23 protein-coding genes are annotated in these 21,830 nt (G+C 64.9%); 8 read left to right on the top strand and 15 right to left on the bottom strand.

Annotation, left to right across the window (positions count from 1 at the left end):
• Positions 1 to 60: 60 nt before the first annotated feature.
• Complete coding sequence (phoR, locus tag L6D75_RS03815; protein ID WP_176517645.1) at positions 61 to 1,368, bottom strand: phosphate regulon sensor histidine kinase PhoR; 1,308 nt, start codon at positions 1,366 to 1,368, stop codon at positions 61 to 63.
• A 47-nt stretch (positions 1,369 to 1,415) separates the two neighbouring features.
• Positions 1,416 to 2,105 carry a phosphate regulon transcriptional regulator PhoB gene (phoB, locus tag L6D75_RS03810; protein WP_003253341.1) on the bottom strand — a complete coding sequence of 230 codons (690 nt, stop codon included), beginning with the start codon at positions 2,103 to 2,105 and terminating at the stop codon, positions 1,416 to 1,418.
• A gap of 174 nt (positions 2,106 to 2,279) precedes the next feature.
• Here phoB and L6D75_RS03805 point away from each other — a divergent pair, with 174 nt between their 5' ends.
• Positions 2,280 to 2,648, top strand: a complete 369-nt coding sequence (locus tag L6D75_RS03805) for a COG4315 family predicted lipoprotein (protein WP_176517646.1) — start codon at positions 2,280 to 2,282, stop codon at positions 2,646 to 2,648.
• A gap of 117 nt (positions 2,649 to 2,765) precedes the next feature.
• Here the strand turns inward: L6D75_RS03805 and ubiA are convergent, their stop codons facing one another.
• Together ubiA and L6D75_RS03795 are read right to left on the bottom strand one after the other, a co-directional pair.
• Positions 2,766 to 3,656: a 4-hydroxybenzoate octaprenyltransferase gene (gene ubiA / locus L6D75_RS03800; RefSeq protein ID WP_176517647.1), complete on the bottom strand. Its 891-nt coding sequence runs from the start codon at positions 3,654 to 3,656 to the stop codon at positions 2,766 to 2,768.
• A complete protein-coding gene (locus tag L6D75_RS03795; RefSeq protein WP_176517648.1) occupies positions 3,656 to 4,213 on the bottom strand; it encodes a chorismate--pyruvate lyase family protein in 558 nt (185 codons plus the stop codon). Before L6D75_RS03795 ends, ubiA begins: the two co-directional genes overlap by 1 nt.
• Before the next feature lie 129 nt (positions 4,214 to 4,342).
• Between L6D75_RS03795 and L6D75_RS03790 the strand changes: the two genes are divergently transcribed.
• The 4 genes from L6D75_RS03790 to L6D75_RS03775 all read left to right on the top strand — a co-directional run bounded on the left by L6D75_RS03790 (position 4,343) and on the right by L6D75_RS03775 (position 6,708).
• On the top strand, positions 4,343 to 4,510 hold the full coding sequence (locus tag L6D75_RS03790) for a rubredoxin (protein WP_008091623.1): 168 nt from the start codon (positions 4,343 to 4,345) through the stop codon (positions 4,508 to 4,510).
• Positions 4,511 to 4,543: 33 nt separating this feature from the next.
• Positions 4,544 to 5,692 (top strand): NAD(P)/FAD-dependent oxidoreductase, encoded by a 1,149-nt coding sequence (locus L6D75_RS03785; RefSeq protein ID WP_176517649.1) that lies wholly within the window; start codon positions 4,544 to 4,546, stop codon positions 5,690 to 5,692.
• A 187-nt stretch (positions 5,693 to 5,879) separates the two neighbouring features.
• Positions 5,880 to 6,182, top strand: a complete 303-nt coding sequence (locus L6D75_RS03780) for an HU family DNA-binding protein (RefSeq protein ID WP_176517650.1) — start codon at positions 5,880 to 5,882, stop codon at positions 6,180 to 6,182.
• Between the two features lie 148 nt (positions 6,183 to 6,330).
• Entirely contained in the window at positions 6,331 to 6,708 is a 378-nt protein-coding gene (locus tag L6D75_RS03775; RefSeq protein ID WP_176517651.1) for a helicase, read from the top strand.
• 116 nt (positions 6,709 to 6,824) lie between these two features.
• Here the strand turns inward: L6D75_RS03775 and L6D75_RS03770 are convergent, their stop codons facing one another.
• From L6D75_RS03770 to exbB, 6 genes are all read right to left on the bottom strand, one after another.
• Positions 6,825 to 8,228 carry an aminoacyl-tRNA deacylase and HDOD domain-containing protein gene (locus tag L6D75_RS03770; protein ID WP_176517652.1) on the bottom strand — a complete coding sequence of 468 codons (1,404 nt, stop codon included), beginning with the start codon at positions 8,226 to 8,228 and terminating at the stop codon, positions 6,825 to 6,827.
• Positions 8,229 to 8,306: 78 nt separating this feature from the next.
• The gene (gene recG / locus L6D75_RS03765) at positions 8,307 to 10,385 is read right to left on the bottom strand and encodes an ATP-dependent DNA helicase RecG (protein WP_176517653.1); all 2,079 of its coding nucleotides are present in this window, start codon (positions 10,383 to 10,385) and stop codon (positions 8,307 to 8,309) included.
• A 3-nt stretch (positions 10,386 to 10,388) separates the two neighbouring features.
• A complete protein-coding gene (locus L6D75_RS03760; RefSeq protein ID WP_176517654.1) occupies positions 10,389 to 11,315 on the bottom strand; it encodes a hydrogen peroxide-inducible genes activator in 927 nt (308 codons plus the stop codon).
• Between the two features lie 94 nt (positions 11,316 to 11,409).
• Positions 11,410 to 12,144, bottom strand: a complete 735-nt coding sequence (locus tag L6D75_RS03755; protein WP_176517655.1) for an energy transducer TonB — start codon at positions 12,142 to 12,144, stop codon at positions 11,410 to 11,412.
• Positions 12,141 to 12,569 carry a TonB system transport protein ExbD gene (gene exbD / locus L6D75_RS03750; RefSeq protein WP_054884743.1) on the bottom strand — a complete coding sequence of 143 codons (429 nt, stop codon included), beginning with the start codon at positions 12,567 to 12,569 and terminating at the stop codon, positions 12,141 to 12,143. Before exbD ends, L6D75_RS03755 begins: the two co-directional genes overlap by 4 nt.
• 3 nt (positions 12,570 to 12,572) lie before the next feature.
• Positions 12,573 to 13,532 (bottom strand): tonB-system energizer ExbB, encoded by a 960-nt coding sequence (gene exbB / locus L6D75_RS03745; RefSeq protein WP_176517656.1) that lies wholly within the window; start codon positions 13,530 to 13,532, stop codon positions 12,573 to 12,575.
• A gap of 192 nt (positions 13,533 to 13,724) precedes the next feature.
• Between exbB and L6D75_RS03740 the strand changes: the two genes are divergently transcribed.
• Positions 13,725 to 14,582 (top strand): SDR family oxidoreductase, encoded by an 858-nt coding sequence (locus L6D75_RS03740; protein ID WP_236193421.1) that lies wholly within the window; start codon positions 13,725 to 13,727, stop codon positions 14,580 to 14,582.
• 108 nt (positions 14,583 to 14,690) lie between these two features.
• Here the strand turns inward: L6D75_RS03740 and L6D75_RS03735 are convergent, their stop codons facing one another.
• The 5 genes from L6D75_RS03735 to L6D75_RS03715 form a co-directional block, all read right to left on the bottom strand.
• Positions 14,691 to 15,416, bottom strand: coding sequence for a hypothetical protein (locus L6D75_RS03735; RefSeq protein ID WP_176511836.1), 726 nt, complete (start codon positions 15,414 to 15,416; stop codon positions 14,691 to 14,693).
• Between the two features lie 54 nt (positions 15,417 to 15,470).
• Complete coding sequence (locus tag L6D75_RS03730) at positions 15,471 to 15,851, bottom strand: RidA family protein (RefSeq protein WP_043199829.1); 381 nt, start codon at positions 15,849 to 15,851, stop codon at positions 15,471 to 15,473.
• Positions 15,852 to 15,874: 23 nt separating this feature from the next.
• Complete coding sequence (gene spoT, locus L6D75_RS03725; protein ID WP_176511835.1) at positions 15,875 to 17,983, bottom strand: bifunctional GTP diphosphokinase/guanosine-3',5'-bis pyrophosphate 3'-pyrophosphohydrolase; 2,109 nt, start codon at positions 17,981 to 17,983, stop codon at positions 15,875 to 15,877.
• Positions 17,984 to 18,042: 59 nt separating this feature from the next.
• A complete protein-coding gene (rpoZ, locus tag L6D75_RS03720) occupies positions 18,043 to 18,306 on the bottom strand; it encodes a DNA-directed RNA polymerase subunit omega (protein ID WP_016394025.1) in 264 nt (87 codons plus the stop codon).
• Positions 18,307 to 18,570: 264 nt separating this feature from the next.
• Positions 18,571 to 19,443, bottom strand: coding sequence for a LysR family transcriptional regulator (locus tag L6D75_RS03715; RefSeq protein ID WP_176511834.1), 873 nt, complete (start codon positions 19,441 to 19,443; stop codon positions 18,571 to 18,573).
• Between the two features lie 244 nt (positions 19,444 to 19,687).
• Here L6D75_RS03715 and L6D75_RS03710 point away from each other — a divergent pair, with 244 nt between their 5' ends.
• Positions 19,688 to 21,031 carry a glutamine synthetase family protein gene (locus L6D75_RS03710; RefSeq protein WP_371871924.1) on the top strand — a complete coding sequence of 448 codons (1,344 nt, stop codon included), beginning with the start codon at positions 19,688 to 19,690 and terminating at the stop codon, positions 21,029 to 21,031.
• Between the two features lie 4 nt (positions 21,032 to 21,035).
• Positions 21,036 to 21,785 (top strand): gamma-glutamyl-gamma-aminobutyrate hydrolase family protein, encoded by a 750-nt coding sequence (locus tag L6D75_RS03705; RefSeq protein ID WP_176511832.1) that lies wholly within the window; start codon positions 21,036 to 21,038, stop codon positions 21,783 to 21,785.
• Positions 21,786 to 21,830 lie beyond the last annotated feature (45 nt).

Genomic DNA, 21,830 nt, shown 5'->3' with positions numbered 1-21,830 from the left:
TGGCTGGCACAGGGGATCCAATGTAGCGGCTGGGGCGGCAAAAGCAAAGTAACCCGTTGCTCAGCCCTTGCCGTTGGCCAGTTGCACCGGGGCAAAGTGGCAGGTGAAGGTGCTGCCGTGCCCGGGCACGCTGCTGATTTCCAGCTTGCCCCGGTGGCGCATCAGCACATGCTTGACGATTGCCAGCCCCAGGCCGGTGCCGCCGGTATTGGAGGCGCGGCTGGAATCGACCCGATAGAAGCGCTCGGTCAGGCGTGGCAGGTGCTTGGCATCGATGCCGACCCCCGAATCCTGCACCGACAGGTGCGCGCCCTGGGCATCGGCCCACCAGCGGATACGGATGCTGCCTTGGTCCTGGGTGTACTTCACCGCATTGAACACCAGGTTGGAGAAGGCGCTGCGCAGTTCCGACTCGCTGCCCTTGAGCTTCAGGCCCGGCGCGGCTTCCAGGGTGATGCGCTGGTTGCGCGGCCCGGACAGCGCCTGGGCGTCGTTGTAGATCGACTGCAGCAGGCCATCGACCGCCACCGGCTGGTTGTCGGAGGGGTAGTCGGTGGCTTCGAGCTTGGCCAGCAGCAGCAGGTCGTTGAGCAGCGTCTGCATGCGCGCGCCTTGCTGGTTCATCTGCTGCAATGCCCGGGCCCAGCGCGGGTTCACGTCTTCGACGTTGTCCAGCAGGGTTTCCAGGTAGCCGGTGATGACGGTCAGCGGGGTGCGCAGCTCGTGGGAGACGTTGGCGACGAAGTCCTTGCGCATCTGCTCGAGCTGGTGAATGCGGGTGACGTCGCGCACCAGCATCAGGTGCTCGTTGTTGCCGTAGCGGGTCAGGTGCAGTTGCACACGCAGGCGGTCGTTGATCGGTGAGGGGATTTCCAGCGGTTCGGCGTAGTTTTCCGACTCGAAGTATTCCTTGAAGCGCGGGTGGCGCACCAGGTTGGTCACTGGCTGCCCGCCGTCTTGCGGGGTCTTGAAGCCGAGCAGGGTTTCCGCGGCGCGGTTCCACCACTCAAGGTTGCCGTCGCTGTCGAGCATGATCACCGCGTCTCGCAGTGCGGCGGTGGACTCCTGCACCCGGTCGATCACCGCCTGCAGGCGCCCGCGCACGCGCTGGTCGCGGCGTTGCAGGTGGTAGATGCTGTCGAACACCTCGCCCCACAGGCCGTAGCCGTCGGGCGGGGCTTCGTCGGGCTGGTGGTTGCGCAGCCAGTCATGCAGGCGCAGCAGCTGCTTGAGGGTCCAGCCCAGGTAGAGCGCCAGGCCGATGGCCAGGCTCCAGCCGTAGTAACCGCTGACCAGGCCGCCGATCAGGCAGACGGTGATCAGCAGCAGCAGGTGGCGAATCAGGGTCGCGTGCCAGTTCTGGTTCAATTGACGGTCCTTGTACAACGACGTGCGGCGTGGCGCTGGTGGCCCGATCAGCTCTTGGTCGAGAAGCGGTAGCCAGTGCCGCGCACGGTTTGTACCAGATTTTCGTAGGCTTCACCCAGTGCCTTGCGCAAGCGACGGATGTGTACGTCCACGGTGCGCTCCTCGACATACACGTTGCCGCCCCAGACCTGGTCGAGCAATTGGCCGCGGGTGTAGGCGCGCTCCTGGTGGGTCATGAAGAACTGCAGCAGGCGGTATTCGGTGGGGCCCATTTCCGCAGGCTTGCCATCGATGGTCACGCGGTGGCTGATCGGGTCGAGCAGCAGGCCGCCGACTTCGATCGGCGCTTCGCTGTCACTCGGGCCGGTGCGACGCAGCACGGCCTTGAGGCGGGCGACCAGCTCGCGCGGGGAGAACGGCTTGGTGATGTAGTCGTCGGCGCCCACTTCCAGGCCCTGGATCTTGTTGTCTTCCTCGCCCTTGGCGGTGAGCATGATGATCGGGATGTCGCCGGTCAGCTCGTCACGCTTGAGGCGGCGCGCCAGCTCGATGCCGGAGGTGCCAGGCAGCATCCAGTCGAGCAGGATCAGGTCCGGCTTGCGGTCGACGATGATGGCGTGGGCCTGCTGGGAGTTCTCGGCTTCCAGGCAGTCATAGCCGGCCATTTCCAAGGCAACGGCGATCATCTCGCGAATGGGCGCTTCGTCGTCGACGATCAGAATGTTCCTGCCAACCATGCTCAAAACCTCTCCCGGATAATCGTGTCTGGCCCGCATTAGATAACGGAATTATTGCAGCTGTGTGACAGGGCGTTGGCCGTTCTGGCGACATTGCATGACTGGGCTAGGCTAGAAAGGGCCGCTGCGCCGGCATATCGAACCTATTCCACCCCCGAACCAATGGTGAATCCAATGACACGACATACGCTGAGCTGGATGGCCCTTTTCGCTGCACTGGCGCTCCCGGGGGTGGCGTCTGCCCACCATGCGATGGAGAAGGACGGCATGTTCGTCGATCACAAGGGCATGACGCTGTACACCTTCGACAAGGATGCGGGCGGCAAGTCGATGTGCAATGGCGAGTGCGCTACCAACTGGCCGCCTTTGATGGCCGATAAGAGCGAGAAGGCCGAAGGCAAGTGGACCAAGATCGAGCGCGACGACGGCAAGATGCAGTGGGCGTATGACGGCAAGCCGCTGTATACCTTCGTCAAGGACAAGAAAGCCGGTGACATGACCGGTGATGGCATGAAGGACGTCTGGCACGTCGCCAAGCCTTGAAATTGCCGGGGCCGCGTTGCGGCCCTATCGCGACACAAGGCCGCTCCTACAGAGGACCGTGGTGTTCTGTAGGAGCGGCCTTGTGTCGCGAAAGGGCTGCAAAGCAGCCCCAAACATTCAGCGCAGTGCGTAGTCGAGCACTACGCCCATGAAGATGATCAACCCCGCCCAGTGGTTGTGCAGAAACGCCTTGAAGCACGACTCGCGGTCCAGCTTGCGCGTCGACCAGAACTCCCAGGCAAAGCACAGCACCGCCCCCAGCAGCCCCAGGTGGAACCACCCCCCCAGGTCGAAGCGGCTACCGGCCAGCAACAGGCACCCCAGCGACAGCAGCTGCAGGGTCAGGATGATCACCCGGTCAGCCTCGCCGAACAGGATCGCCGTCGATTTCACGCCAATCTTCAGGTCGTCGTCGCGATCGACCATGGCGTAGTAGGTGTCATACCCCACCGTCCACAGCAGGTTGGCGATGTACAGCAGCCAGGCACTGGCCGGCAGCTCGCCGCCAGCGGCCGTGAAGGCCATGGGGATGCCCCAGGAATACGCCGCGCCCAGCACCACCTGCGGGTAGTAGGTGTAGCGCTTCATGAACGGGTAGCAGAACGCCAGCGCCACCGCGCCGAACGACAGCCACACGGTCTGGCTGTTGGTGCACAGCACCAGCAGGAAGCTCACCGCGACCAGGATGGCGCACAGCGCCAGCGCCTCGCGCGGCTTGACCCGGCCGCTGGCCAAGGGCCGGTCGGCAGTGCGCTTGACGTGGCCATCGACCTTGCGGTCGGCGAAGTCGTTGATGCAGCAGCCGGCAGCCCGCATCAGCACCACGCCGAGGCCGAAGATCAGCACGTTGGCCAGCGTCGGCGAACCTTGCCCGGCAATCCACACTGCAGTCAGCGTGGGCCACAGCAGCAGGTAGATGCCGATCGGCCGGTCCATGCGGCTGAGCTGGACGAAGTCCCACGCGCGCGGGTGCACGCGGTTGAGCGACTTGAGCAGTTGCAGGTACATCAGCGGGTTTCCTCCTTGGCCGCTTGCCACAAGGTCGGCAGGAACACTTCGGCCACCAGCAGGTCGAGGCCGTCGCGGGCGAAGCGCGAGCGCCGCCCCCACAAGCCTTCTGCGGCGGCCTGGTCAGGCAGCCAGGCGTGCGGATAGGTACACACTTCGATGGGGTGGCGGATGAACGCCTGGTCGCAGAATAGCAACTCGCCCAGCGAGCGGCTGCCCAGGGTTTCCAGGTCCAGGCCGCCGCGCTCCAGCGCGCTGCGGCTGGCCACGCTGCGGGCGAATACCCAGGCCTGGCCATGGCCACGCAGGTACACCTCGCGCACCCAGCCTTCCGCGCCCGGGGCGATGCCCAGCGCCTGGCATTCGTCATCGCGCAGCGGCTGCCAGCCCTCGAACAGGGGGGTGACACTGAAGTGGTCGTGGGACAGGCGGGTCAGGCGGCGAGTCAGGGAGCCTTCGTCGAACAGCCAGTCGAGGGTAGGCTGGTCGATATCGGTCGCCAGCTGTGAATACGGCAGCCACGCGACAGCGGCTGCTTGCGGGGATTCGTACGACACGTCGGTATGCTTGTTACAGCCAGAGAGGCGGCGAGCTTAGCATGATTGCCCCAAGTGCTTGCATAATGCCCGCGAAAGGGCCTCGAGCCCCCTTACAAAGCCTGAGCCTGTACCGAGGAACGACCAACCATGAAGAAGTGGCAATGTATTGTCTGTGGCCTGATCTATGACGAAGCCGAAGGCTGGCCGGACGACGGCATCGCCCCCGGCACCCGCTGGGAAGATGTGCCGCAGGACTGGCTGTGCCCCGACTGCGGCGTCGGCAAGAGCGACTTCGAAATGATCGCCATCGGCTGATCCCACCCCCCTGCAACGAGAGGAACGCACGACATGACGCTCCCTGTGGTAATCATCGGTACCGGCCTTGCGGGCTACAACCTGGCCCGTGAATTTCGCAAGCTCGATGGCGAGACGCCGCTGCTGCTGATCACCGCCGATGACGGTCGCTCCTATTCCAAGCCCATGCTCTCCACCGGTTTTGCCAAGCAAAAGGACGCTGATGGCCTGTGCATGGCCGAGCCGGGCGCCATGGCCGAGCAACTCAAGGCCGAGGTGCGCACCCACACCCGCATCAGCGGCATCGACCCCGGGCACAAGCGCCTGTGGATCGGTGAAGAGGCCGTGGCGTACCGCGACCTGGTGCTGGCCTGGGGCGCGCAGACCGTGCAGGTACCGGTCGAAGGTGACGGTGCCGACCGGGTGTTCCCGATCAACGACCTGGAGGACTACGCGCGTTTTCGCGCCGCCGCCGCTGGCCGGCAGCGCGTGCTGATCCTGGGTGCCGGCCTGATCGGCTGTGAATTCGCCAACGACATGAGCCTGGGCGGGTTCCAGGTCGATGTGGTGGCACCCTGCGAACAGGTCATGCCGACCCTCCTGCACCCTGCTGCCGCGGCCGCGGTACAGGCCGGGCTGCAAGGGCTGGGGGTGCGCTTTCACCTGGGCCCGGTGCTGACCCGCCTGGAGCGGCAGGGTGAGGGGCTGCTGGCGCATCTGTCCGACGGCACGCAGCTCGCCTGTGACCTGGTGGTCTCGGCCATCGGCCTGCGCCCGCGTATCGACCTGGCCGCCGCCGCCGGGCTGCAGACCAACCGGGGCGTGGTGGTGGACCGCCACCTGCGGACCTCGCATAACAACATCTACGCCCTGGGCGACTGCGCCGAGGTCGACGGCATCAACCTGCTCTACGTGATGCCGCTGATGTCCTGCGCCCGCGCGCTGGCCCAGACCCTGGCCGGCAACCCGGCGCAAGTCAGCTACGGCCCGATGCCCATCACCGTGAAAACCCCGGCGTGCCCGCTGGTGGTTTCGCCTGTGCCCCAGGGCCTTGAAGGCACTTGGCAGGTAGAGGGGCAGGGCAGCGACCTGAAAGTGCTCTGTCACGCGGCTGACGGCCAGCTGCTGGGTTACGCCCTGACCGGCAGCGCGGTGCTGGAGAAGCTGGCGCTGAACAGGCAGTTACCCGCGCTCATGGCGTAAATAGCGGGCGTTCTGTCGGATTTATCCTGTTGTTGCCCGCACAATGGCCGCCCTGATACTGGCGCGGCCTCGGGGAGCGTGCCATCCTCACTTCCGTCTGCCGCAGATTAGAGCCTGCGGTGCCTTGAACGCTGCTTCAATGGCAGCACGGCATAACAACAAGAAATCCCGTCAAAGAGGCTTCACTATGCGTAAACCAGATCTCACCGCCGTCATCGCCGAAAAGGCCGATCTGACCAAGGAAAAGGCCAACGAGGTGCTGAATGCGATTCTCGACAGCATCACCGGTGCCCTAGACAAGGACACGGTCACGCTGGTCGGCTTCGGTACCTTCGAAAAACGTCATCGTGGTGCCCGCACCGGGAAAAACCCGCAAACCGGCGAGCCGGTGAAAATCAAGGCCAGCAACACCGTTGCCTTCAAGCCTGGCAAGAACCTGCGCGACAGCGTCAACACGCAGCCTGCCAAGGCGGCCAAGAAGGCCAAGTGATCGATTCCTGACATCCCCAGTGTCGGTTCAGCGGGCGCCCGAGGGCGCCCGTTGTGCTTTCTGCGGCCAACGTGCGGCGAACTTGCATTAATAGTTCAAGAAAAGGATAAACTGCGCGCTTCAGTCATATTTCATTCGAGGCGCGTTGATGAAGTTTCGCTTTCTTCTCTGGGCCATGGGGCTGCTGATGGCCAGGGCCAGCCGCAACAACCCGGCGTTCCAGCAGCAACTCAAGGACAAGGACCTGGTGTTCCAGATGCAGACGCTGGACGGCAAGGTGGCCCGGCACTTCATCGTCAGTGGCGAGCGCATCAGCAGCAAGGGCGGCATGCACCCGCAGCCGGCCTTTGCCGTCGCCTTCAAGGACGCCGCCTATGGCTTTGCCACGATGCAGGCGGGCAACAAGCAGCTGGCGTTCATGCAGGGGATTCAGGACAAGAACATCCAGATCAAGGGCAATCCGGCTTTGGTGATGTGGTTCCAGGGCTTGATGAAGTACCTGAAGCCGAAGAAGAAGAAGGGCTGAAATGGTTGGGGCCGCGTAGCGGCCCTTCGCGACACAAGGCCGCTCCTACAGGGCATGCGATCTCCTGTAGGAGCGGCCTTGTGTCGCGAAAGGGCTGCAAAGCAGCCCCAAAGGCCTCAATGCGGCGCGTTGAACTGCGAAGCCAGTTCGCGCAACAAGGTCTCGGCCTCGAGCACCTTGTTCACCACATCCTCAGCCTTGTCCCGGGTAATCCCCAGGCGCTCCAGCAATTCATCGGGAATCGCCTCCTGCGGCCCCGAGCCAATCCCGCGCATGCGCAGCAGGCGAGTCGCCAGGCACACCAGGTTCGGGTACGCCGCGTACTCACCCTCATACGCCGGGTCGTGCTGGAAGCGCAGCGCCGTGGACAGCTCTTCGGGCATGTCCCACAGCTTCATCAGCCAGGCGCCGATCTGTTCGCGGCTGATGCCCAGCAGGTGTTGCTCGACGAAGGTGTGGCACAGGTGCGGGTTGACCTCCAGGTGCCGGCAGATCAGCGAGAAGTGCGGCGGAAACACGTGCGCCAGCAGCAGGTAGCCGAAGTTGTGCAGCAGCCCGGCCAGGTAGGTCAGGCCCGCTTCCGGGCGCTCGGCGCGCGGCATGGCGCGGGTCAGGCCCTCGATGATCGCCGCGGTGTAGATCGACTGCTGCCAGTACGGCGTCGCCTGCTGCGGATGGTCCTTGGGCAAGCTCAGGGTCTTGCCCAAGGCCAGGCCCAGGGCCAGGTTGATCACCAGGTCGAAGCCCAGCACGCGGACGATGGCATCTTCCACCGAGCGGATCTTGCCGGGTGAGGCGTAGTAGGGCGATGCGGCCCAGCTCACCACCTGTGCGGCCAGCGCCGGGTCGGTTTCGACCACGCCGGTGATGTCGTCGATGCTGGCATTGGGGTCGACGCGCAGCTTGATGATCTTTTGCGCGGTGTCGGCCAGCGGCGGGATCTCGATGGTTTCTTCCAGGCGCTTCTGGATGCGCCGCGCGGTGAAGGCCTGGACGGCCTGGGTGATTTCCCGGGAGTCGTCGTCTGGCCGGTCGAGGTTGGGGCGGATGTCCCTGACCGGTTGGCCGAAACTGCCGGCGCTGGCCTTTTTCAGCATGCGCTTGAAGTCATCCTGCTGGATTTCCAGCAACAGCCCGGCTTCGCCAGACTGGACATACAGTTTTTGCGCAGCGAGCAACTTGTCTTCGTACAGGCACGGCGAGCTGGTCAGTGCCGGAATGGCAGGCAGGGCCTTGAGCTGGTGCTTGTCGAGCATCTGCTTGAGGCGGGCCACTGGCACGGCCTTGAGTTTGCGGCCGGTCAACTCTTCCAGGCGGTTGAGGTCCAGCAGCTTGCTCTGCGGGAACAGCACCATCAGGGCGCCGATCTCGTCGTCGAGCAGGATCGCCTGCACCCGCGATGCGGCGGGCAGCTGCGGATGCTCCGCCACTTCGCGGTAGGCCACGCCCAGTTTTTCGAGCAACAGCCGGATGACAGACGGTGCGTGGGGGGTTGCGGTGTCCAAAGCAACTTCAGTCATGGTCTGTATCCACTAATTCTTTTAAACGCGAAGTATAACCAGCCTGACCGCAAAGCTGGATCCATTCTGGGACTGGCGTCACACCTGGCCATATTGCTGGCCGTGACGCAGCCAGCGGTCGAGCAGCGGGCTGACGTGGTCCGGCCAGCGCGCCAGCAAGGCTTGCGCGGCGTCGCGCACGGCCGGCAGCAGGTCGGCGTCGCGCATCAGGTCGGCGACCTTGAACTGCAACAGCCCGGTCTGGCGTGTGCCGAGCATCTCCCCGGGGCCGCGCAGCTCCAGGTCCTTTTCGGCAATGACGAAGCCATCGTTGGTTTCACGCATGATCCCCAGCCGTTCGCGGCCGATCTGCGACAGTGGCGGGTGATACAGCAGCACGCAGTGGCTCACCGCGCTGCCCCGGCCGACCCGACCGCGCAGCTGGTGGAGCTGGGCCAGGCCCAGGCGCTCGGGGTTCTCGATGATCATCAGGCTGGCGTTGGGCACGTCGACGCCCACTTCGATCACCGTGGTGGCCACCAGCAGTTGCAGGTTGCCTTGCTTGAATTCGGCCATCACCGCGGCTTTTTCTGCAGGCTTCATGCGACCGTGGATCAGGCCCACGCGCAGCTCGCCCAGGGCGCTGCCGAGCTCTTCATAGGTGCTTTCGGCGGCCTGGCAGGTGAGCTCCTCGGATTCCTCGATCAGGGTGCACACCCAGTACGCCTGGCGCCCTTCGGCACAGGCGGCGCGCACGCGCTCGACCACTTCGAAGCGGCGGCTGTCGGCGACCAGCACGGTGTTCACCGGCGTGCGGCCTGGCGGCAGTTCGTCGAGCACCGAGGTGTCGAGGTCGGCATAGGCGCTCATGGCCAGGGTGCGCGGGATCGGCGTGGCGGTCATGATCAGCTGGTGCGGGCACAGCTCGCCGGCCACGCCCTTCTTGCGCAAGGCCAGGCGCTGCTGCACGCCGAAGCGGTGCTGTTCGTCGATGATCGCCAGGGCCAGGTGCTTGAACTGCACCTCTTCCTGGAACAATGCATGGGTGCCGACCACCATCGGTGCGCCGCCGGCGATCTGTTCGAGCGCGCTGGCGCGGGCCTTGCCCTTGAGCTTGCCTGCCAGCCAGGCGACTTCCAGGCCCAGCGGCTCCAGCCAGCGCTTGAAGGTGATGTAGTGCTGCTCGGCGAGAATCTCGGTGGGCGCCATCAGCGCCACCTGGTAGCCGGCTTCCAGGGCTTGCAGCGCGGCGAGGGCGGCGACCACGGTCTTGCCGGCGCCGACATCGCCTTGTACCAGGCGCATCATCGGCTCGGCCTGGCTCAGGTCGTAGGCGATCTCGTTGGCCACCCGCTGCTGGGCGCCGGTCGGCTGGAAGCCCAGGTTGGCCAGGTACTGCGCCTGCAGGCGCTTGGCCTTGGGCAAAACGGGCGCGCGCAGGCTGCGCAGGCTCTCGCGCAGGCGCTGCTGGGACAGCTGGTGGGTCAACAGTTCTTCGAAAGCCAGGCGGTGCTGGGCCCAGTGATGGCCTTCGGCGAGCTCGTCGAGGTCGGCATCGGCCGGCGGGTTGTGCAGGTAGCGGATGGCGTCGTCCAGCGGCGCCAGCTGGTAGTCGCGGGCCAGTTCGTCGGGCAGCCAGTCCGGCAGGCTGCGCGGGCCGAGCATGCCCAGGCTCTGCTGGCAGAGCAGGCGCAGGCGCTGCTGGGTGAGGCCCTCGGTGGACGGGTAGATCGGCGTCAGGGTCTGCTCGACCGGGGGAGGCGGTTCGTCGCCATTGAGCGCACGGTACTCGGGGTGGTAGATCTCCAGGCCCGAGGCGCCGGGGCGGGCCTCGCCGTAGCAGCGCAGGTGGGTACCACGCTTGAGGCCTTCCTTCTGCGCATTGCTGAAGTGATAGAAGCGCAGGCTCAGCACGCCGCTGCCATCACCCAGGCGCACCACCAGGCTGCGGCGCTTGCCCATGGTCACATCGGCGCCGCTGACCACGCCTTCGATTACTGCATCCTGCCCAGGGCGCAATTGGCCGATGGGCACCACGCGGGTGCGGTCCTGGTAGCGCAGGGGCAGGTGGAACAGCACATCCTGCAGGTTTTCCAGGCCGACCTTGGCGAGCTTTTCCGCCATGGCTTCGCCAACGCCCTTGAGCGCGGTGACCGAGACCTTCGACAGCTCAGTCATGGATCAGGCCGGCTGTTCCACGGGCGGCTTGGCCACCGAGCAGAGGCGGATCGAGTCGGCAAGGATCTCGATGGCCTTCGGCCGCGGGAAGCTGGCGCGCCAGGCGATGGCCACGGTGCGGAACGGCGCGGGCGCGGTCAGCGGGCGAACTTCGATCACCCCGGGCGCGTAGTGGTGGCTGTGCACCGCCGACAGCGGCAGGATCGACACGCCCAGGCCCGAGGCGACCATGTGGCGGATGGTTTCCAGCGAGCTGGACTCGACCGTGGTGTGCTTGGAGCCTTCGCCGCCCTTGTTCAGCGTCGGGCAGGCTTCCAGGACCTGGTCGCGGAAGCAGTGGCCCTCGCCCAGCAGCAGCAGGCTCTTGTCGTTGAGCATGGCGGTGTCGATGGTCTTTTTCGCCGTCCATGGGTGGTCGGCGGGCATCAGCGCGCAGAAGGGTTCGTCGTACAGCGGCAGGGTCAGCACGTCGGCCTCGTTGAACGGCAGGGCGATGATCACTGCGTCCAGTTCGCCATTGCGCAGTTTCTCGCGCAGCACGTGGGTGAAGTTTTCTTCGATGTACAGCGGCATCTGCGGCGCCACGCGGTGCAGCTGCGGAATCAGATGGGGGAACAGGTAGGGGCCGACGGTATAGATGGCACCGACCTTGAGCGGTGCGGTCAGCTGGTTCTTGCCGGCCTGGGCCAGTTCGCGAATGCCCTGGGCCTGCTCCAGCACCTTCTGCGCCTGGGCGACGATGCTCTCGCCGACCGGGGTCAGGCGTACCGCGCTCTTGCTGCGCTCGAAGATCAGCACACCAAGCTCGTCCTCAAGCTTTTTCACGCCCACCGACAGGGTCGGCTGGCTGACATGGCAGCGCTCGGCCGCGTGGCCGAAATGCTGCTCTTGGGCAAGGGTGACGATGTAGCGAAGTTCAGTGAGGGTCATAACGTGCGTCCATGAAGTTGCCGGCCCAGCATAGCGGCTGCAATCGATAGACGCACGTTATCAGACTTGCTGATTTGTGACAGAAACAAAAGTATCAGCGACGGTCCAGCGAGTAGACGAACGGTGCCACGACCTCGATCGTGCCGTTGTTCAACAGCTCCGGTGGAGGCTTGGGCACTGTGCCGGCGCGGCGGATCATCTCCAGGGTCGCCCGGTCCAGCGCTGCGCTACCGGAACCGCCGGCCATCGAGTACGACACCACCTTGCCTTCGGCGTCGACCACGAAGCGCAGCCGGTTGATGCCTTGCAGGCCACGACGGCGAGCGTCTTCCGGGTAGCGCTTGTACTTCGCCAGGTGGCGCAGCAGGTCGCTCTGCCAGGTCGGCAACGCTTGGCTGTTGGAGGCAATGCTCGGCGCCGGTGCCGCCGACTTCTGCGGTGGCGAGTTGCTTGGCGGCGTGTCCGCTACCTGCTCCTTGGCCGGTGGCTCATCCTTCGGCGGCTCAGGCTTTTTCTCGGGCTTGGGCGGCTGTGGCTTGGGCTTTGGCTTGGGCGGCTTGGCGATGGCGATTTTCGGTTTCGGCGCCTCGACCAGCTTGGGCAGCGGTGGTTCCTCGACCGGTGCCGGCGGCTGTGGGGCGGCCTTCGGAGGTGGTGGCGGTGCAGGCTCAGGCAGCGGCGCCAGCTCGACCATCATGGCTGCCGGGGGCAGCTCGATGGCCTGGGGCACCGACCAGTTGAGCGTCAGCAGCACAGCGACCACGTGCACGCCCAGCACGATCGCCAGGCTGCCGCCGTAGCGCGCCATGTTTGAGCGCGGTTTCGTCATTTCTTGGCTGCCGTCTCGAGACCTACCAGACCGACCTTGAGGTAGCCGGCCGCGCGCATGTTGTTCATCACTTCCATCAGGTCACCGTAATCCACGCCCTTGTCGGCCTGGAAGAAGATGGTGGTTTCCTTGTCACCCTTGGTCTTGGCGTCGAGCATCGGGCCAAGCTGTTCCGGGGCAGGCACCTGATCGTCGCCGACGTACAGCTTCTGGTCGGCCTTGACGCTGACGAACACCGGTTTCTCGGGCCTCGGCGCCGGCTTGGCGGTCGAGGCCGGCAGGTCGACCTTGATGTCGACCGTGGCCAGGGGGGCGGCGACCATGAAGATGATCAGCAGCACCAGCATCACGTCGATGAACGGCGTGACGTTGATTTCGTGGTTTTCGGCGAGGTCGTCGCCACCTTCGTTGAGATGCAGGCCCATGGCTTACCCCACTTTCACCATGTGCGGGGCAGCGCGCTCGCTGCCCTGGTGGTCCAGGTCACGGCTGACCAGCAGCAGTACCTGCGCCGAAGCGTCGGACACCTGTGCCTTGTAGCCGGCGATGGAGCGGGCGAAGACGTTGTAGATGACCACGGCGGGGATTGCCGCGACCAGGCCCAGCGCGGTGGCCAGCAGGGCTTCGGCGATGCCTGGGGCAACCACGGCCAGGTTGGTGGTCTGGGTCTTGGCGATGCCGATGAAGCTGTTCATGATGCCCCACACGGTGCCGAACAGGCCGACGAACGGTGCGGTGGAGCCGATGGTGGCCAGTACGCCGGTGCCGCTGCTCATGTTGCGACCGCTGGCGTGCACCAGGCGCTCCAGGCGGAAGCTGACGCGTTCCTTGATGCCTTCTTTCTCGCGGGCGTTGGCCGACAGGCGCATCTCTTCGAGGGCGTCGTGGACCAGGGTGTGGGCCAGGGTGCCTTCCTTGTTGGAGACGTCGCTGGCTTCCTTGAGGGTGGCGGACTTCTTCAGCTGGGCGATTTCGCCGCGCAGGCGACGCTTGGCGCCCATCAGCTCGAAGCCTTTGGCGATCCAGATGGTCCAGGTGATGATCGAGGCGATGGCCAGGCCGATCATCACCGCTTTCACCACCACGTCGGCGTTCTTGTACATGCCCCATGGCGACAGGTCGTGGGCCATGCCCAGGGAAGTGTCCTCAACCAGCGCTTCGGTGGCCGGGTCGACCGCTACCGGTACAGCGGCCTGGGCGTCGGCGGCAGGTGCCTGGCCTTCGGCGGCCGGGGCAGCCGGTGCGGTGGCGGCGGCTGGAGCGCTGGCGGCGGTGGTTGGCTCATCGGCCATGGCCACTGGGGCCAGCACCAGGCTGAACATCAGCGCGGCGATGGCGCGCCAGGCGCGCGACGGGGTTGGCGAAGCGGAAGGTTGAGTACGTGTCATGCTGGCCGGACCTGATGAAGAAAAAATGTGAGCGTTCTCCAAGGCCTCGAGATAGGCCGAGAACAGATAGGGGTGCCATTATTGCAAGTAATTCTTGTTAACAAAAGTAATCTTGTTGCTTTTTTCGCCTATGGTCTAGCCGCTTATCGTGTAATCCGGCTAGCCTGATTCTTTGGTCTAGGGAGTTTTGTGATGTCAGACCTTTCTGCTTTGATCGTAGGTTGTGGTGATGTAGGGGGGCGTTTGGCCCAGCAACTGCTGGCCCGAGGCTGGCAGGTTCGCGGGCTGCGGCGCTCGGTCGAGCAGCTACCGCCAGGCGTCGACCCGATCGCCGCCGACCTCGGCGATGCACGCATGCCCCAGGCCTGGCCACAGCGTTCACCGGATTACCTGGTGTACTGCGTGGCGGCCAGCCAGCACGATGAGGCGGGTTATCAGGCGGCTTATGTCGAGGGGTTGCGCAATGTATTGGCGTGGCTGGCCGCGCGTGGGCAGCGCCCTCGGCGCTTGCTGTTCGTCTCCAGCAGCAGCGTGTTCGCGCAAAAGGACGGGGAGTGGATCGACGAGACGGCCGCCACCGAGCCTGAGGGCTATTCCGGGCGGGTGATGCTGGAGGCCGAGCGGCTGGCGCTGGAAAGCGGCATCCCGGCCAGCATCGTGCGCTTGACCGGGATCTACGGCCCCGGTCGCGAATGGTTGTTGAGCCAGGTGCGCCAGGGGTATCGGGTGGCTGAAGAGCCGCCGCTCTATGGCAACCGCATTCATGCCGAGGATGCAGCGAGCCTGCTGGCGTTCTTGCTGCACAAGGATGCCGATGGCGTCGCGCTGGATGACTGCTATATCGGCGTGGATGACGACCCGGCGCCGCTGGCCGACGTGGTGGCCTGGCTGCGGGCGTACATGGGGGTTACCGAGTGGTCGCAGGAGCAGCGGGTGCGGCGCACCGGCAGCAAGCGCTGCAGCAATGCCCGGGTGCGGGCGTTGGGCTGGGTGCCGGCGTATCCGAGCTACAAGGAAGGGTACGCGGAGATTCTCCAGGGCAAGGGATGAAGCTGATGGCCCTATCGCCGGCAAGCCGGCTCCCACAGGTACACCACTGCCCTCAAGGGCTGCACAGTCCTGTGGGAGCCGGCTTGCCGGCGATCAGGGCCCTTGAAGTCAGTCGCGCTCCAGCACCCACTGCCGGTTACCCGCCGCCAATTGCGGCATCTCATCCGGCTGTGCACGGTTCACCGCCTGGAAAATCTCCAGCTTGTCGCCATCTCGCTTGAAGATGAACGGCGCGCCGCGCTGGTTGCGCTCCAGCCACAGGCTGTCGTTGCTGCCACCCATGCTGGCGCAGTCGCCGGCCAGGCACAGGGCATAGCGGTCGGGGCCGGGCAGGCCGGTCACGCTGCCGTTGTCGGCGAAGCGCACCACGCTGCCGGTGCCCTGGCCTTCGATGATCTTCCACTCACCGCCCAGGTACGCCTGGTACAGCGCTTTCTCGAAGCTGCCGCCCAGTGGCGCATTGCCGGGCTGCTTGACGCGCACGAAGGCTTGCTCGGCGCCGCTGGCATCGGTGGTTTTCAGCTCGTCGCCGTCCAGCGCCAGCTGCTCGGTCTGGCCGCCCTGGAAGCTGGCCTGCCATTGCTTGTCATTGGCGCTCAGCTGGCCGTCGGCGGCCTCGAAACCGTTGCTGTAGCTGGCCTGCTGGTTGGCCACGTCGAGCTTCCACTCGAATACCGGGCCGTGCTCGTTCAGGGCCTGGCGCAGGCTGCCATCCTTGACGGCGGCCTTGATGGCGGCCTGGTTGATCCAGGTGCCGTTGAAATCTTCAGGTTTGTGGCTGGCGCAGCCGCTCAGAAGCAGGGCTGCCAGCGCGAGGGGCAGTGCTTGACGCATGATGGGTAACCTTGAGCAGGAAGGTGACGGGCAGGGCGCCCGTCACCAGTGGCATCATTCGATGACCAGGATGGCGTCCATTTCGACCTGGGCGCCCTTAGGCAGCGCAGCAACGCCAATGGCGGCGCGGGCTGGGTAAGGCTGCTCGAAGTAGCGGCCCATGACTTCGTTGACCTTGGCGAAGTGGCTCAGGTCGGTGAGGAAGATGTTCAGCTTGACGATGTCCTTGAACGAACCGCCAGCGGCTTCGGCCACCGACTTGAGGTTCTCGAACACTTGCACGGTCTGGGCTTCGAAGCCTTCGACCAGTTCCATGGTCTTGGGGTCCAGCGGGATCTGGCCTGACATGTACACGGTATTGCCGGCCTTGATCGCTTGCGAGTAGGTACCGATGGCGGCAGGGGCCTTGTCGCTGTTGATGACGGTCTTGCTCATGATGACTCCTTGCGGTTGGCGGACTACGTACGCATGCGGGTGATGCGAACCACGCCGGTCAGCGTACGCAGCTTCTTGATCACACGAGCCAGGTGCACGCGGTCGTGCACGCTGACCACCAGTTGGACAACGCTGATACGGCCGTCGCGTTCGTCCATGCTGATCTTCTCGATATTGCCGTCGGCGGCATTGACGCTGCTGGCCAGCAGGGCGATCAGGCCGCGCTGGTGTTCAAGCTCCACGCGCAGCTCGACGTTGAATTCGCCGGTGATGTCCTTGGCCCAGGAGAGTTGCACGCACTTCTCCGGGTTATGGCGGATTTCACTGATGTTGCGGCAGTTTTCCAGGTGCACGACCATGCCTTTGCCAGCCGACAGGTGGCCGACGATCGGGTCGCCCGGAATCGGCGTACAGCACTTGGCGTAGCTCAGCACCAGGCCTTCGGTGCCGCGGATCGCCAGTGGGCCTTCCGGTGCCGGCAACGGTTCGCCTTCGGCCGACAGCAGGCGGCGGGCCACCACGTAGGCCATGCGGTTGCCCAGGCCGATGTCTTCGAGCAGGTCTTCGATCAGCTCCAGGCGGTACTCGGCAAGGATCGACTGCACGCGCTCCTGGGGGATCTGCTCCAGGCTGCTGTCGAAGCCGGTCAGCACCTTGTTCAGCAGGCGTTCGCCCAGGCTGATCGACTCGGAGCGGCGCTGTTGCTTGAGCGCGTGGCGAATGTGCGTGCGCGCCTTGCCGGTGACCACGAAGTTGAGCCAGGCCGGGTTGGGCCGCGCGCCGGGGGCGCTGACGATTTCCACCGTGGAGCCGCTCTGCAGCGGCTCGGACAGGGGCGCCAGGCGCCGGTTGATGCGGCAGGCGATGCAGCTGTTGCCGACGTCGGTGTGCACCGCGTAGGCAAAGTCGACGGCGGTGGAGCCTTTGGGCAGCTCCATGATCCGCCCTTTCGGGGTGAACACGTAGACCTCGTCCGGGAACAGGTCGATCTTCACGCTCTCGATGAATTCCAGCGAGTTGCCAGCACGCTGCTGCAGCTCGAGGATGCCCTTGACCCACTGGCGGGCGCGGGCATGGCTGCCCTTGGGCTGTTCGTCGTCGTTGGACTTGTACAGCCAGTGCGCGGCGATGCCGTTGTTGGCCATCTCTTCCATTTCGCGGGTGCGAATCTGGATCTCGATGGGTACCCCGTGCATGCCGAACAAGGTGGTATGCAGCGACTGGTAGCCGTTGGCCTTGGGGATCGCGATGTAATCCTTGAAGCGCCCGGGCAGCGGCTTGTACAGGTTGTGCACGGCGCCGAGCACGCGGTAGCAGGTGTCGACCTTGTCGACGATGATGCGGAAGGCGTACACGTCCATGATCTCGTTGAAGGCGCGGCGCTTGCCACGCATCTTCTTGTAGATGCCATAGAGGTGCTTCTGCCGGCCGCTGACCTCGCCCTGGATACCGTCGGCCGCCAGGCAGTTGGCCAGCGAGTGCTCGATCTTGGCGACGATTTCCTTGCGGTTGCCGCGTGCGCTCTTGACCGCCCGATGGATCAGCGACGAGCGCATCGGGTGCATGGCCTTGAAACCGAGGTCTTCGAATTCCACGCGCACGGTGTGCATGCCCAGGCGGTTGGCGATGGGGGCGTAGATCTCGAGGGTTTCCTTGGCGATGCGCCGGCGTTTCTCGCCCGACAGCACTTCCAGGGTGCGCATGTTGTGCAGGCGGTCGGCCAGCTTGACCAGGATCACGCGGATATCGCGGGCCATGGCCATGGCCATCTTCTGGAAGTTCTCGGCTTGCGCCTCGGCCTTGGTTTCGAAGTTCATCTGGGTCAGCTTGCTGACCCCATCGACCAGTTCGGCCACCGTCTCGCCAAACTGCTGGCTGAGGGCTTCCTTGGCGATGCCGGTGTCTTCGATCACGTCGTGCAGCATGGCCGCCATCAGGCTCTGATGGTCCATGTGCATGTCGGCGAGGATGCTGGCCACGGCCAGCGGGTGGGTCACGTAGGGCTCGCCGCTGCGGCGGCGTTGCCCATCGTGTGCCTGTTCGGCGTAGAAGTAGGCCCGGCGAACCAGGTTGACCTGTTCGGGGCCCAGGTAGGTCGACAGCCGTTCGGCTAAGGCTTCTATGCCCGGCATGATTTCACCTCTTGCCGAGGAAGAGGGCCTTGTGCCGCGCAACGTCGACCAGGCATGGATCAGACAGCCTCGTTGGACTCGTCCTCGAACGCGGCGAAGACCGGATCCTCGGTGACGATCTCTTCGGCGGCGATGAACTCAGGGGTGACGATACCTTCGGCGATCTCGCGCAGGGCGACCACGGTCGGTTTGTCGTTTTCCCACGCTACGCGCGGCTCTTTACCGCCGGTAGCCAGCTGACGGGCGCGCTTGGTCGAGAGCATGACCAGCTCAAAACGGTTATCCACGTGTTCCAGGCAGTCTTCAACAGTTACGCGGGCCATGGTCTTCCTCAGTAGCAAATGCGATGGGCGTGCAGCCCAAGATGGGCAGGCGGACTCGATAGTTTAAAAAATCACCAGCCAATAGGGAAGCGCTGTTTTACCCGGCAGACCTGTGGTGGCGGCATCGCTGGCAAGCCAGTAACCACCGATACCTCAGGCGCCGCCATCCCCGTGGGAGCCGGCTTGCCGGCGAAAGGGCCGGAACAGACGCATCGAGTCATTGAATCCGACGATAACGCTTCCCACCTCGGGAACACAACACCCTCAGAGCATGGCGTCGCGCAAGCGCGGCGTCAGCTCCTCGAACAGCGTCTGCACCGAACGCAACGCCCGGCAATCGGGCCGTGTCAGCAGCCATAGCTGGGTGTCGCAGCCGGGCAGCGGCCCGCTCAGCGCTTCTACCCCGGGCAACGGGTCGACCATATAGTCAGGCAACGCCGCCACCCCCAGGCCGGTGCTCACCAGCTGGGCGATGGTCGACATGCTGCTGCACTGATAGCGCGGGCTCAGCCCCGGGTACTGCTGGTTGCGCCAGACCACCGTGGGGTGGTCCTGCATCGAGTCGTCCGGGGCGATCCAGGGCACGCTGCCGGCGCTTTCGGCCAGGCGCTCGCGCCATTGCGGCTGGCCACAGATCACATAGGATGTGGAGCCCAGGCAACGCCCGACCAGGTGCTCTGGCGGCGTGTTGGTCAGGCGCAAGGCGATGTCGGCATCGCGCCGGCTGAGGTTGGCGAAGGTGTTGGAGGTGCCCATCTCCAGCGACAAGGCCGGATAACTCGGCATGAAGGCCGCCAGCGCCGGCAGCAGAAGGCTGTGCATTACCGCTTCGGTGCAGGTCAGGCGCACGGTGCCGCTGACTACCTGCTCGCCGCTGCTCATGGCGATGCGTGCGGCATCCAGCGCCTGTTCGGCGCGTTCGGCCTGCTCGGCCAGGGCCTGGGCGGTATCGGTCGGCAGGTAGCCTTTGCGGCTCTTGACGAAAAGCGCCGTGCCCAGCGCCGACTCGAGGCGACGGATCGAACGAAATACCGTGGAAACGTCGACTTTCAGCAGCTCGGCGGCCTTGGCCAGCGAGCGACCGCGCTCCAGGGCCAGGACCAGGGAGAGGTCGGCGTGGGTGATCTGATATTGCATTGATGCACGCTCTGCTTGCTGAATTGCCAATGTCTGTTGCGTTGAGGCCATTTTATAGTGGAACCGCCCCTGGGAATCAATGCGCCCGGTCGGGTAACCAATCCCCACGATGGGAAAGTGAAAAGAACAACAGCTGCAACCATCGTCGCCCGTGTGGCGCCAGCCGTATCCCCACATCGCCGCAGCACATCAAAGGATGTACACCATGACGTCGGTCACCCCGTGCGCCAGTTCTTCCAGCGAGATGAAAGACTTCCTCCAGGCCCATCCGGACACTCAGTACGTCGATCTGCTGATCTCCGACATGAATGGCGTGGTACGTGGCAAGCGCATCGAGCGGGCCAGCCTGCACAAGGTGTACGAGAAGGGTATCAACCTGCCGGCGTCGCTGTTCGCCCTGGACATCAACGGCTCGACCGTTGAGAGCACCGGGCTGGGCCTGGACATCGGCGATGCCGACCGCATCTGCTTCCCGATCCCTGGCTCGCTGTCCGACGAGCCGTGGCAGAAGCGCCCGACCGCGCAGCTGTTGATGACCATGCACGAACTGGACGGCGCGCCGTTCTTTGCCGACCCGCGTGAAGTGCTGCGCCAGGTGGTGAGCAAGTTCGACGACCTGGGCCTGGACATCTGCGCCGCGTTCGAGCTGGAGTTCTACCTGATCGACCAGGACAACCTCAACGGTCGCCCGCAGCCGCCGCGTTCGCCAATCTCCGGCAAGCGCCCGCAGTCGACCCAGGTGTACCTGATCGACGACCTCGACGAATACGCCGACTGCCTGCAGGACATGCTGGAAGCGGCCAAGGAGCAAGGCCTGCCGGCCGATGCCATCGTCAAGGAAAGCGCCCCGGCGCAGTTCGAAGTCAACCTGCACCACGTGGCCGACCCGCTCAAGGCCTGCGACTACGCGATCCTGCTCAAGCGCCTGATCAAGAACGTCGCCTACGACCATGAAATGGACACCACCTTCATGGCCAAGCCCTACCCGGGCCAGGCGGGCAATGGCCTGCACGTGCACATCTCGCTGCTGGACAAGAAAACCGGCAAGAACATCTTCACCAGCGACGACCCGCTGCAAAGCGATGAGCTGCGCCACGCCATCGGCGGCGTGCTTGAGACCATGCCGGCGTCGATGGCCTTCCTCTGCCCGAACATCAACTCCTATCGCCGCTTCGGCGCGCAGTTCTACGTGCCCAATGCGCCAAGCTGGGGCCTGGACAACCGCACCGTGGCGGTTCGCGTGCCGACCGACAGCAGCGAGAACGTGCGCATCGAGCACCGCGTGGCCGGCGCCGACGCCAACCCGTACCTGATGCTGGCGGCCATCCTCGCCGGCATCCACCACGGCCTGACCAGCAAGGTCGAGCCGGGTGCGCCGATCGAAGGCAACTCCTACGAGCAGCTGGAACAGAGCCTGCCGAACAACCTGCGTGACGCCCTGCGCGCGCTGGATGACAGCGAAGTGCTCAACCAGTACATCAGCCCCGACTACATCGACATCTTCGTCGCCTGCAAGGAAAGCGAGCTGGCCGAGTTCGAAGTGTCGATCTCCGACCTCGAGTACAACTGGTACCTGCACACGGTGTAAGCCCATGAGCGCAAATGCGGTCCCCTTGATCGGTGTCAGCGCCTGCCGCCAGCAGGTTGGGAAGAACTCGTCGCACACAGTGGGCGACAAGTACGTCGAGGCGGCCGCGTTCGCCGGGTTGCCGCTGATTCTGCCGGCGCGCGATGGGGGCAGCGATGCTCAGGCGCTGCTGGCCCAGCTCGATGGCATTCTTTTTACCGGCTCGCCTTCAAATGTCGAGCCGCATCATTACAATGGCGCCCCCAGCGTGGAAGGGACCCGGCACGACCTGGCGCGTGACCGGCTGACCCTGCCATTGCTGCAGGCCGCGATTGCCGCCGGCGTGCCGGTGTTCTGCATTTGCCGTGGGTTCCAGGAATTGAACGTGGCCCTGGGTGGCAGCCTGCACCAGCGTGTGCAGGAGCTGCCGGGCTACCTGGACCACCGCGAACCTGAGGACGCACCCCTGGAGGAGCAATACGGCCCTCGTCACCCTGTCAGCGTTGCACCTGGCGGGGTGTTCGAGCGCCTGGGCCTGGCGGCGCAGTTCGAGGTCAACTCGCTGCACAGCCAGGGCATCGACCGCCTGGCCCCTGGCCTGCGGGTCGAGGCTCGGGCACCGGATGGCCTGATCGAAGCGGTGTCGATGCCTGACGCGCCGGGCTTTGTGCTCGGCGTGCAGTGGCACCCGGAATGGCGTTACGCCGAAAACCCGGTCTCGCGGAGCCTTTTCCAGGCGTTTCGCGAGGCTTGCATTGCCCATGCTGCACGGTAGGGATATTACCCGAAGGTCTTGGATGACCAACTCCGACTCGCAAGC

It is taken from the genome of Pseudomonas faucium (genome assembly GCF_021602585.1).
Taxonomy (GTDB): Bacteria; Pseudomonadota; Gammaproteobacteria; order Pseudomonadales; family Pseudomonadaceae; genus Aquipseudomonas; species Aquipseudomonas faucium.
This window is presented reverse-complemented; position numbering and strand designations above follow the sequence as displayed.

Coding starts and splice junctions, on each gene's coding strand:
- L6D75_RS03705 (WP_176511832.1), top strand. CDS start 21,036: ATGAGCGCAAATGCGGTCCCCTTGATCGGTGTCAGCGCCTGCCGCCAG.
- L6D75_RS03735 (WP_176511836.1), bottom strand. CDS start 15,416: ATGCGTCAAGCACTGCCCCTCGCGCTGGCAGCCCTGCTTCTGAGCGGC.
- phoB (WP_003253341.1), bottom strand. CDS start 2,105: ATGGTTGGCAGGAACATTCTGATCGTCGACGACGAAGCGCCCATTCGC.
- L6D75_RS03805 (WP_176517646.1), top strand. CDS start 2,280: ATGACACGACATACGCTGAGCTGGATGGCCCTTTTCGCTGCACTGGCG.
- recG (WP_176517653.1), bottom strand. CDS start 10,385: ATGACTGAGCTGTCGAAGGTCTCGGTCACCGCGCTCAAGGGCGTTGGC.
- exbB (WP_176517656.1), bottom strand. CDS start 13,532: ATGACACGTACTCAACCTTCCGCTTCGCCAACCCCGTCGCGCGCCTGG.
- L6D75_RS03710 (WP_371871924.1), top strand. CDS start 19,688: ATGAAAGACTTCCTCCAGGCCCATCCGGACACTCAGTACGTCGATCTG.
- rpoZ (WP_016394025.1), bottom strand. CDS start 18,306: ATGGCCCGCGTAACTGTTGAAGACTGCCTGGAACACGTGGATAACCGT.
- ubiA (WP_176517647.1), bottom strand. CDS start 3,656: ATGTACCTGCAACTGCTCAAGTCGCTCAACCGCGTGCACCCGCGCGCG.
- L6D75_RS03780 (WP_176517650.1), top strand. CDS start 5,880: ATGCGTAAACCAGATCTCACCGCCGTCATCGCCGAAAAGGCCGATCTG.
- L6D75_RS03740 (WP_236193421.1), top strand. CDS start 13,725: ATGTCAGACCTTTCTGCTTTGATCGTAGGTTGTGGTGATGTAGGGGGG.
- L6D75_RS03770 (WP_176517652.1), bottom strand. CDS start 8,228: ATGACTGAAGTTGCTTTGGACACCGCAACCCCCCACGCACCGTCTGTC.
- L6D75_RS03785 (WP_176517649.1), top strand. CDS start 4,544: ATGACGCTCCCTGTGGTAATCATCGGTACCGGCCTTGCGGGCTACAAC.
- exbD (WP_054884743.1), bottom strand. CDS start 12,569: ATGGGCCTGCATCTCAACGAAGGTGGCGACGACCTCGCCGAAAACCAC.
- L6D75_RS03790 (WP_008091623.1), top strand. CDS start 4,343: ATGAAGAAGTGGCAATGTATTGTCTGTGGCCTGATCTATGACGAAGCC.
- L6D75_RS03775 (WP_176517651.1), top strand. CDS start 6,331: ATGAAGTTTCGCTTTCTTCTCTGGGCCATGGGGCTGCTGATGGCCAGG.
- spoT (WP_176511835.1), bottom strand. CDS start 17,983: ATGCCGGGCATAGAAGCCTTAGCCGAACGGCTGTCGACCTACCTGGGC.
- L6D75_RS03730 (WP_043199829.1), bottom strand. CDS start 15,851: ATGAGCAAGACCGTCATCAACAGCGACAAGGCCCCTGCCGCCATCGGT.
- L6D75_RS03755 (WP_176517655.1), bottom strand. CDS start 12,144: ATGACGAAACCGCGCTCAAACATGGCGCGCTACGGCGGCAGCCTGGCG.
- L6D75_RS03760 (WP_176517654.1), bottom strand. CDS start 11,315: ATGACCCTCACTGAACTTCGCTACATCGTCACCCTTGCCCAAGAGCAG.
- L6D75_RS03715 (WP_176511834.1), bottom strand. CDS start 19,443: ATGCAATATCAGATCACCCACGCCGACCTCTCCCTGGTCCTGGCCCTG.